This window comes from Psychrobacter sp. 4Dc, assembly GCF_002836715.1.
Lineage (GTDB): Bacteria > Pseudomonadota > Gammaproteobacteria > Pseudomonadales > Moraxellaceae > Psychrobacter.
Window position 1 is genome coordinate 1 of the sequence record NZ_PJAT01000003.1, and the last position, 10,971, is coordinate 10,971.

At 44.0% G+C, this 10,971-nt stretch carries 5 protein-coding genes; 1 reads left to right on the plus strand and 4 read right to left on the minus strand.

What is annotated here, in order from left to right:
- The first annotated feature begins 34 nt into the window (after nucleotides 1-34).
- The gene (locus tag CXF61_RS00440) at nucleotides 35-1,579 is read left to right on the plus strand and encodes a hypothetical protein (protein WP_165596755.1); all 1,545 of its coding nucleotides are present in this window, start codon (nucleotides 35-37) and stop codon (nucleotides 1,577-1,579) included.
- 82 nt (nucleotides 1,580-1,661) lie between these two features.
- Here CXF61_RS00440 and CXF61_RS00445 read toward each other — a convergent pair whose 3' ends face one another.
- From CXF61_RS00445 to CXF61_RS00460, 4 genes are all read right to left on the minus strand, one after another.
- Nucleotides 1,662-1,805, minus strand: coding sequence for a DUF2256 domain-containing protein (locus tag CXF61_RS00445; protein ID WP_165596756.1), 144 nt, complete (start codon nucleotides 1,803-1,805; stop codon nucleotides 1,662-1,664).
- A 45-nt stretch (nucleotides 1,806-1,850) separates the two neighbouring features.
- Entirely contained in the window at nucleotides 1,851-2,012 is a 162-nt protein-coding gene (locus tag CXF61_RS00450; RefSeq protein WP_075106903.1) for a DUF2256 domain-containing protein, read from the minus strand.
- Nucleotides 2,013-2,118: 106 nt separating this feature from the next.
- Nucleotides 2,119-8,322 (minus strand): DNA repair ATPase, encoded by a 6,204-nt coding sequence (locus tag CXF61_RS00455; protein WP_165596757.1) that lies wholly within the window; start codon nucleotides 8,320-8,322, stop codon nucleotides 2,119-2,121.
- Nucleotides 8,323-8,630: 308 nt separating this feature from the next.
- Nucleotides 8,631-10,706, minus strand: a complete 2,076-nt coding sequence (locus CXF61_RS00460; protein WP_165596758.1) for a flotillin family protein — start codon at nucleotides 10,704-10,706, stop codon at nucleotides 8,631-8,633.
- Between the last annotated feature and the right edge of the window lie 265 nt (nucleotides 10,707-10,971).

Sequence of the window (10,971 nt, forward strand, 5' to 3'; positions counted from 1 at the left end):
AAATATTAAACTTTCAATCAAGGAGCGATAAGAAATGAAAATATTTAAAGTAGGTTTATTGGCTTTGTCGATTGCATTATTACTACCAGGCTGTGGTGATGATAATGATGATACGTCTGCTATGCCCCCTGACCCACCAGATATTACGACTGAAATACTTGGTGTTTGGACTGGTAATGATACTAACAATGAGCTTTTAACACTCGTCTTCTTAGACGATGGTACTTACATTCATCTAGAAGTAAACGATAGACCGCAACTTGCTAGAATGCAATATCTAGGACAAGCTATAGCTAATCCAGAAGGTGGTATGGAATGGGGTGAATACACTATCGATGGGGCGACTGGAGAGTTAATCACAACCCCTGTGTTTGATAATAATGGTAATGCTGGGCTATCAGACTCTGTCACCCGCTATGCTCGAGTGTCAGATGGTAATCTCATACTTGAAGTGGATGAAAACAATGACGGTATAATAGATGACAATGAAATTTTTGATTATTCAGAAACCAAGTCTGAAGGTCTCTTAGGTGCTTGGGGTAGTGATGATATCAATGAAGGCTTACTAGGGTTAGCATTTTTTGAAGACGGTACTTATATTTACGTCCAAGTCGATGAAACAGGGTCTACGACCAATCCTAAAAATGGTATGGAATGGGGCACTTATACTATTGACGAGGCAACACGATCTCTCACCACCACTCAACTATTTGATAATAATAGCAGCTCAGGATTATCAGATTCGCTCGATCGATATGCTCGACTCATTGATGGTAAATTAGTCATTGAAGTCGATAATAACAAAAACGGTGTTATCGACAATAATGAGAAGTTTGGTTTTTCAAAACGTACCGCAGACAACAACATCCTAGATAAGATAGATCCAAAAGACCTAATAGGGCTTTGGGAGAATAAGAGTACAGACAATGAGCTGCTAACTCTGGCGTTTTTAGAGGATGGTAGCTATATTCATCTAGAAGTCGATGAAAATATACCGTTTGATACTCCAGACAATGAGATATCAGGTATGGAGTGGGGTAATTACACATTAAATAATAGAACAGGAGAATTAACCGTTAATCAAAGGTTTGACAATAACGGTGACACTGGTCTGTCAGACCCTCTTGATCGTTATGTCAGTGTCTCTGATAATACCCTCACGCTGAAAGTGGATGAGAATAAAAATGGAGTTATAGACAGTGATGAGTCTTTTACCTTTACAAAAGCTAAGTCTGAAAACCTCTTAGGCCTGTGGAAAAACGACACTACTGGAAATGAGCTATTAGCTTTTGCTTTCTTTGACGATGGTACTTATGTTCACTTAGAAGTCGATGAAGAGACTCCTTTTGATAATGCCCAGAATGAAACTTCTGGCATGGAATGGGGAAATTACACCTTGAATAGTACGACTAAGGCATTAACTGCCAGTCAAATATTTGATAACAATGGTACAACTGGACTCTCAGATCCTCTTAGTCGATATGCACGGGTATCTGGGGACGTACTCACGTTAGAATTCGACGACAATAACAACAATGTTATCGATAGTAATGAATCCTTAGACTTTGATCGTCAGTAGTTGTTAAAATAAAACTGCAAAAATAGCCGTATAAAAATTCAGCCTATCAATTGACGGGCTGAATTTTTTCAATTTGGGTTACTCACTCTTTACCTTTTGCCCGCCGACACCGCTCAGAACAATAAATCACCTGCTCCCAATCCTTTTCCCACTTCTTGCGCCACGTAAACGGGCGTTGGCAGACGGGGCAGGTTTTTTGCGGTAAGTTCACTTTTTTATGTGCCATTATTTGCTCCCATCTACTTTTGACTATTTACGTTGTGGTGAAATCTTACTTCTGATGCTCGACACCCTCATACTTTTTAATTCGGCGGCATTGGTCTGAGCAATACACCATGCTCTCCCAGTTTTTATCGAGCTTCTTCGTCCAACTAAACTCACGCTCGCAGACGGGACAGAGTTTTTTTCGAACGTTCTTCTTTTTATGCGCCATAGCTTTCTCATTAGTTTGTTTACGACATCGGTCGCGTGTCACTATAGCCTACTACGTATCATTGCTATTAGTCACAGTGACTAGTCATAATCGTCAAATATTTTATCTAGTCATAATCGTCAAATATTTTATTTAGGCGATTGAGACTGTTGACGATCAGCTTACCAGATTGATCAGTACTGCTATCAATCGCTAGCTTCTCATCCATACGCATCGTCAGTGGCTCTAACGCTTGCTTGAGGGCAGTTGCCATCAATGCGGTCTGCTGATGCACGTCAGTCGTATCACTATCTGCCGCTTGATTCTCATCACTCTTAGCTAGGGTCTCAGTTAAACTATTAGACAAGCTATCCGCCATTTTTTGCGCCAGTTGTTCAACGGCATCGACCAGCTGCACCATCAGTGCTTTTTGTACGTCTTGGTTTTGCTTGAGATACTCGCCTTCCGCTTTATGGTCGTGCTTATATATTTGCAGCAATTGACTCACGCTTTTCTCAAAGCCGTTGTCGATACTGTCGCTGACGACTTTGGCATTGTTAATCACGCTATCGGCAAGGATTTTTTGTGCTTCTAATTGAGCGTTTAGCTGGGCATCGAGTTGCGCTTGTTGTCCTGCTTCTCGTAAGCGAGCTATTTGTTCAGGATCATTTTTCGTTAAGTATGTCTCAAACTGGCTACTGATGGCATTGAAACCACTGGCCAAGTCGACCAACTGGGCAACGATACGCGCGCCCGTATCACCATCTTCACCGCCCATGGCTTTATTACGTAAGAAGTCGGCTTTGATTTGCGCCCAACGCTCTGTTTCTGCTTCAGTCAAGACACCGCGCATCTCGCCAAGCTTGAGCAAGTTACTCTCTGCGCCTTGGGTCAATAGCTGCGACTCGCCCAGATAGTGATCATCTATAAGCTGGTTTAGCTCTTCTTCATTCATGACTGCCGACAGCTTTTCGGTCATCTTATTCATATTACGATAACTGCCTTGCAGCTTAAATATCGGCTCAACACGATACTTATCATCTTGCGAGGCGGAGGCAATATAGGCTTGGTTGACGTCCAAAATGACTTCTTGCACCCTAAACATATGGCGCAAGATGGCGATAATTTCGTTAACTTCTGAAGTGCTATACGGATACGTCAGATCGCTGCTTTGTGCTTGAACGAGGTTGGCATTGTCTGTTTTTGCCATTTTAATCAAACGATGCACATCGCTTAAGTCACGGTTGGCCATTGGTGCGAGGACGGTATTAGAGGTCAGCGAGTTTTCGATATAACTGAGTGCAAACACTTCTTCCATACCGCTCATGATATCGCCTAAGTTGTAGATATCGGCACGGTTGGCAAGCATGTCAGGGACCTTAAATGCCTCGCCACTTTCGGTATATGGGTTACCTGCCATGACCACGCAGAACTTTTTGCCACGCATGTCATAAGTCTTGGTTTTGCCTTGCCAGACACCATCGATACGGCGTGTACCATCGCCCAATGAGATAAATTTCTGTAAAAACTCTGCGTGGGTATGCTGAATATCATCGAGATAAAGCATGACGTTGTTGCCCATCTCAAAGGCCAAGTTGATTTTATTCAGCTCTTCTCGTGCAGTAGCATTGGGCGCTTTTTCTGGATCTAATGAGGTGACGTCATGACCGAGTGACGGACAGTTAATCTTCATGAAGATAAGGCCGAGGCGATTTGCCACGTACTCCATCAAGGTGGTTTTACCATACCCTGGTGGCGATATCATCATAAGGATACCCATCAGATCGGTACGCTTATCCTCACCGACCGTGCCCATCTGTTTGGCAAGGTTGTCACCGATGAGTGGCAGATAGCTCTCGTTAATCAGACGGTTACGTACAAACGAGGACAATGGACGCGGCATAAACTCGTCCAGACGCAACGTCTCTTTTGAGTCATGCAATATCTCTGAGCGCATGGCCAGATAACGTCTATAGGCAGGGATGACTTGCGTATCATGATGATGTAGACGATTTAAGAAATCATCGACGGCAAAGGTTAACGTCTGCTGATGAATACGTATATGCTCACCCAGCAAATTATTGACTTGTATCTCAAGCGATACCTTACCCGTGCTACGCTCAAAGCTCTGTACTTGATTGAGCGGATTATTAATACTGGTCAATGATGTAGTCGATGATGTAGCCGACGAGGTGATTGAGGAAAATGACAAGGCCGATGGTGTGCCACTTGCGCCTTGATTGCCTAGTCCTTTAGCACTTAGCCCTTTATTAAAAGCCCCTTTATTAAAAGTAGCACCTGAATCAATCAGTCGTTGCACCAAAGCTTCACGCTGAGCATCATTTAATTGGGTAAGCAAGACGGCAATGGCTTCTGGCACATAATGACGGCCGCTCTCTAGCTGTTGCTTGCGTAGCGCTTCTTTTTCTTTACTCTCAGCAAGCTGCTCTTCACTGAGTGCCTCGCCTGCCTCATCCGTGCCATTAGCTGCGACATTAGCCGAATCAGTACCACCATAAGTCTTATCAAGTAGTGCATGAAACCATGTGGCTAATAGCTCATAGGCTGATTTGGGTTGGAATCCAAGCTTACTGATAGAAGACTGTAGTTGATCAAAACTGGCCGTATTTTGTGTGCTGCCTGAGGCACTATTTAGCGTTTGGCTTAGTTGATCACATAACTGCTGTGCTTGTTGGCTGGTTTGCCATTTTATTGTGCTATGTGCGCCTGCATTCGATTCAGCCGACTGCCCCATGACGCTCACCAAGTATTCACTGGCAAGCTGAACGTAGCTTGGCTTGAAAATGTTGGCGTTATGAACATCACTGGTATTTGAATCTGACTCTGGTTTTGATGTTAACTGCTTGCCAGCAACGTTATCAAGGCTACCATCTTTATCAGCGCTAAGACTGTCATCATTATGGGCCATAACAAAATGACGCATCACTTGGCTCATGTCTTCAACCAGCAATGATTTAGCAGTGTCGCTGCCCAATGCACGGCGCAATTGCTCAGCGGTCGCGGCTCTATCCGTCCAGTTATTTGCGCGTGTCAGCACTGATTCATTTAACCAAGCGTCATAACCAAATTGACGCAGACTTTCTAAGCCAAGCGCTTGCACAATATTTAGCTGCCAATAAAATAACTGCGCCAACGCACGTACTTGTGGGGTATAAATCAGTAGCCCTGCCTCACGCAATGTCGGCAGTATTTGCATCAATAACAGCGTGGCATCATGGTCATGAATGCCTTTGTCATAGCCGAGCTGATAGCGAGGGGTGGCGTAAGCTTTGACCAGTTTGGACAAGGGGCTGTCGTTATCAATATCGCCATTAATATCGAGGGTAATAACCGTCGCATCGTATGCTTGATATAGACGTTCTTCGGTCAGTCCATCTTGGCTATTTTTAGCACTTTCGATAATACTATAGGCTAAGTACTCGGCGCGGTACACCTTATCAGACTCGGAGGCGATATTCATGTCCCAATACGGGCTCAAGGCGTTTAGCTCAGTATTATTAAGCACTTCATAATAGTCGGTACCTGTTAAATGCAAATTCAGTACACGCTTGCCATCTGACTGCTGACGGCTCAATAAGGTCAAATCTAATGGCTGAGTATTAACCGAAAATCGGTGTTTGCCCAGTTTGATGATTTGACCACCATCTTCAAACAAGTCCGACTTGTCTTTTAGACTCTTATAGCTCTCGATTTGAATGGCTTTTAAGCGTGCGTCGATGTCATCGGCTTTTACACTAAAGCCCATCGCTTGCAGCTCTTTTGCGATGTTGCGCACCTTTTGCACCAGACCATCAGCCGCAAAATACGTATTTAACGCTTCTTCCTCTGTAAAGCCTGTGACGCCAGTGCTTTGCGTACGTTTTTTAATACTTTCAAGCATTCGCAGCGCGCCATCACCTAAGTTTTGCGCTTTGCGATTGCGAGCATCGAGCAATTGCTGCTTATGGTTTTCAAAGGTTTCGTAAATCTCTTCACGTTTACTAATAATATCAGCTAAAAACTGATCGCCACTATTGGTCTCTGGATCAGCGAATTGGCTCTCTAACTCTTCTAGCTGTACCAATAATTTCGCCATTTGCTCGTCTGATTTCTCAGGCGTATTGGCAATGGATAAGGCGTTGGCAATGGACTGACCGAACAGCTTAAACTGTGCACCAAATTGCGCCACGGCCTCAGCTGACCCTAGATTTTTGCGTTTATGATTGAGCTTAGCTTTACTTTGATTCAGGCTGGCATAAATGGTCGATATGTCATCGATAATTTGCGTACGTACCGTGGCATCGGCCACATCTAATGTGCCTAGCAACTCGGTCAATAAATCTAACCCTTGCGCTGTCTCAACAATTTTTTCTAGAACGGGTTTTAGCTCAGCATTGGTTTCTGCGGTGTTTAATCGCTCACTGACATCGATCAATATGCCTTCATAGCTTGATAGCGCCTCTTCACCACTTAAAAACAGCACGGTTTTTTCAGCCAGCTCGCTCTCTGCTTCCTCTAATTGCTTTTGCAATGCTTGTAGTTTATCGGCATCTAGATAACGCAAATCCTCCAAGCTGACCAAACGGCCTTTTTGGCGTCTTAACGCTGACAACTGATCGACATAATCACTGGCCGACTCAAAGCTAGTAACCCGTATCTGCCGCAAAATCTCACTTTGCTGCGTATCGGCATCGGCTAACGCGGTTTGGGTTTGCTTTTGGATACTTTGTACTTTGGCGAATTCATCAATGACCAGCTCAGCCGTCGCTGTCACTTCTTTGATACTACTGGCGACTTCGCTCAGCTCAGGCTCAGACAACCAATAATAGCTGTCAAAGAGTCGGCTGGTATTATTGGTAAGCTCTTCATAGAGCTTCTGTGACACGCTTTGATTATCAATCAGGCGAGTAATGCTATACAGGTCTGAGATACCACGCACCAATTCTTTATTGCCAATCTTGCCATAGAAACTCGTGCTTTCTGGCAGCTCACTCACATACTCGTGTGAGGCATAAGGCGTGTGCCATATTTGCATCGGGTGAATACGAGATGGCTCGCTTTGGTCGCTAAACAGCACCAAACGGCCATTCTCAGCCAAAGCCATACCATTGCAATAGATAGGGTTTGCCAATTGCTTTTTAATCAGATTATAAGGGAACAGCCCCGTGACGCCCAAGTCTCTGTCGTAAAATAAGAATAAAACATCTTCCCCATTCGGCGATACAATTTTACGCTTAAACCGCAAGTCAGTAGCGCCAATGTTATTGGCCTCGAACAGCTTATACTCACCCGTCTGTAGATAATAACCACCCGGAAACATGATGCCGTGGTCTTCTGGTAGCTGAACACACGACTGTCCAATCGCATCCAAACGCAGAACCGCTTCGGTCAAGGTGTTATAAACAAAATAACGGTAGTCCTCTTCACGATAGGGCAATATTTTGAGCAGTATTAGACTGCCGACTTTGGCATAAGCAATCTCAGCATCCGTCAGCGACTGGGTACGGTCATTGACCGGTTCACTATAAATACCTTGCCCTGACTGCGTATTATCTTCAATCTTAATGGTCAAATCACCACCGACCGTTTCTACAAATATCGTGTCTAAGATATTCATATGCGGATATTTGCCATTCACCATTTGATCGCGTGTGGTCTCAATCCAGTCAAAATCATAAGCAGGCGGTAGTTCAATGTCACGCTCGCCTCGATTGTCCACATAAGCAACTTGTGCAGACTCTGGCGTACCTTGGCTAAAATCTAACGCAAAGCGAAACACTCGAATATCAGTGATGCGCTCACCAATCTGAAATGCCAACAGCAATTTGCTGTCTTTCACCGTTATTTGAATCAGGCGCGTTTGCTTGTAGTATCGATATAGCTCATTGAAGTCTTGGACAAAGGCATCTTGAGCCAAAAACGTCCCTTTTAGGTCAACCTCTTCGAGCTGATACTCTTCTTCATTACCAACTGGCTCGTTCAGACGATATAGCGACAATACGTCTTTAATATTACTCGCGCGTTTGAGCCCCATAAAAACGTTGTAGCCAAACAGTAGATAATCGCCGACCTGCACCATATCCTGCGCCACACAGTTATGTTCGGTACGGATACGGGTACGGGCGATGACTTGCATTTGGGTGCTGCCAAACTCTTCGAGACGCGCATTATTTAGCGTCTGCGTCTGCTGCTCTAAACGGCTACCTTGTTCCGTCAGACGTTTTTTGATGAGCTCATAAGCATTGCCTGAAGCAACTGCCTGATCGGTTTGGTTGGCTTGATTAGCGTTATCGTTGCTGTCTGAATTTGTTGAGTTTTGCGTGTCCGCCATCGTTACTCGTCCGTTTCTGTTTTTACATAATAAGAGAATTTTTTGGCAATAAGGAAAATAAGAAGTTATTTGAGATAAAGATCATCGAAAGTAAAGAAGCACTTGGCTAATCTAAAAAAACGATTCATCACTGCTGATTTTTTAGATTAGCCAACTCATTATTAATAATAAGTTGGCTATCGCTCTATGAAGATGTATAGAACGAGTTGGTTAGATTAAGCCTGCCTCCTAAATGACAGGCTAGTTATCAAGGGAGAAATGCATTAATTTTGGCGCGTGTCTTCAATCTATAAAGACATGTCTTAATATTAAATGGTTTTATCATCATTTTGCTTGGTTGCTTTCATGGCTTGACTGGCCATCACGCCATTGATAATACCGCTCAACGTATCTGACTTACCGGCTAGGCCATCGATGGCTTTGCCGATAGATAGTGACTTGGCAAAGTTATCAAAGAAATGCGCTTCGCCGCCAACAATATCGATTTTGGCTTTCTGTAACGCGACTGCCAATACTTCAGCATTTTCTTTGGCAATCTCTTTACCTGCGTCGATCGATGCCAGTGCTTCTTGCAAGGCTGTCTCAAGACTCATGCGGAACTCTTCGTGCTCACGCGCTTCTTTATTCATGCTACCCATTGCATTGAATTTCTCGACCAGACCATCTGCTTCGGCTTGGAAATGTGCACGAGTGACTTCGGCTTTTGCCAGTCCAACTTCGCGTTCTGCTTTGGCATTAGACTCACCGCGAGCTGCGATAATTTCAGCATCTGCCATGCCTTTTTCACGTTCAGCCTTGGCAGTAGATTGACCACGAGCAGCAATAATCTCTGCATCGACCATACCAATGTCACGCTCAGCTTTCGCCTTAGATTCACCGCGAGCCGCGATAACCTCAGCATCTGCCATACCTTTTTCACGCTCTGACTGCGCTTCAGCTTGTCCAGTCGCTTTAATAATATTGGCTCTAGCAATGCCTTCTTTTTCCATAGAGATCGACTTGGCTTCTTGAATAGCAGCTTCAGCAAAGCCATGTGCAGACTCTTCGGCTTTAATACCTTCAGCCATTCTGATTTTGGCTTCTGACTCTTTGGCACAGGCTTCAAGGTTAGCCGTAGCAAGCGTAGTGATTTCAACGGCTTTATGCTTGGCTGATAGCTCTTCGGCTTCGGCTTTTTTCACCTGACGTACTTTGACTTCTTCAGCATCCGCTTCAGCAGCTAGCACGCGTGTTTGCTTAGAGCGCTGCGCTTCACTAACTTCGCGAACTTCTTTGATACGTTCTTCTTCTTGCGCCACTGTTTTGTCAACCGCAATACGCTCGCGGATGACATTGGCGATTTCTTTTTTCTCAAGTTCAATCGCACGTTCAGCCTCGATACGTTGCAAGTCAACTTCACGCTCACGAGAGACGACTTCTAAGTCACGGGCACGCGTAACCTTCTCTTCTTCGATGACAACTGCACGCAGACGATTTTGACCTGCTACTTCAATTTCACGTTGCTGATTCTCTCGCTGAATCGCTAAGTCCTGCTCAACCATGATGACGGCCGTTTCTGACTTCTTACGCTCTTCTTCTTCAATCTTACGAGTTTCAGCCGTTTCACGGGCAATCACTGACGATATTTCACGCTTTTGCTTGGCTTCAGCATCGGCTTGTTGACGCTCAAGCTCTAGCATCGCCTCTCTGGTTTCAACGTTCTTTTTCTTAACCGCTAGCTCTTCATCACGCTCAAGCTCATTGGTAATAACGTTTTGAAAAGCCGTTAGTTGAGTAATCTTTTTGATACCTTCAGCATCTAGAATATTACTTGAGTCCAATGACACTTTCGGTGTTTGCTCTAGATAATCGATTGCGACATCTTCTAAGACATAGCCGTTTAGATCGTTACCGATTTCTTGAACGATACTGTCACGAAACTCGCTGCGGTTTTCAAACAATTTAACGAAATCTATTTGCTTACCAACTGTTTTTAGCGCCTCTGAAAACTTGGCATTAAACAGCTCATTAACAGCGACTTTATCTGATGCTCTCTCAACCCCAACCGATTTGGCGACTTTTAGCACGTCTTCTTCGGTTTCATTGACACGTAGATAAAATGCAACTGTGATATCAGCACGCATGTTATCGGCGCAAATCAGTCCTTCTTTACCGCGTCTATCCACTTCTAACGTGATGAGCGAGATTCTCATCAGCTCTTTTTTATTAATAACTGGCCAAACAAAGCCACCATCAAAACGTACGGCTATTTTGCTCACACCGTTGATAATTAGTGCTTTTCCCTGCTCAACCTTGAAATAAAAGGCTTTGAGCATCAATAGTGCTGCCATAATGAAAACAAACGCCAGCACCACAACCACGCCGACGATAATGAGTATGTCCATGTTTATTCCTTTAATTGAAACATTCTATAGTCAGTTCTATATCCATCAGATGTTCGGTCCGGTTTGCTCAACTACTCTATGTAGCAGTTTCATTTGCCTTTCTCATACCTGAACTAGTTGAACCAACAATAACTAAATTTAAAACCGTTCGTATGATGTGAAAAATAGAGATTTTTTAGCTCAATGGCTGTTTGTTATTTATCAGCGCTTATCTAATTTTCGAGTTTACTCTATGCTAAAAGCGATGATAGAAAGTCGTATCGAC

Bases quoted from the DNA above. Each gene is read 5' to 3' on its own strand.
- CXF61_RS00440 (WP_165596755.1), top strand. From the start codon at position 35: ATGAAAATATTTAAAGTAGGTTTATTGGCTTTGTCGATTGCATTATTA.
- CXF61_RS00445 (WP_165596756.1), bottom strand. From the start codon at position 1,805: ATGGCACATAAAAAAGTGAACTTACCGCAAAAAACCTGCCCCGTCTGC.
- CXF61_RS00450 (WP_075106903.1), bottom strand. From the start codon at position 2,012: ATGGCGCATAAAAAGAAGAACGTTCGAAAAAAACTCTGTCCCGTCTGC.
- CXF61_RS00455 (WP_165596757.1), bottom strand. From the start codon at position 8,322: ATGGCGGACACGCAAAACTCAACAAATTCAGACAGCAACGATAACGCT.
- CXF61_RS00460 (WP_165596758.1), bottom strand. From the start codon at position 10,706: ATGGACATACTCATTATCGTCGGCGTGGTTGTGGTGCTGGCGTTTGTT.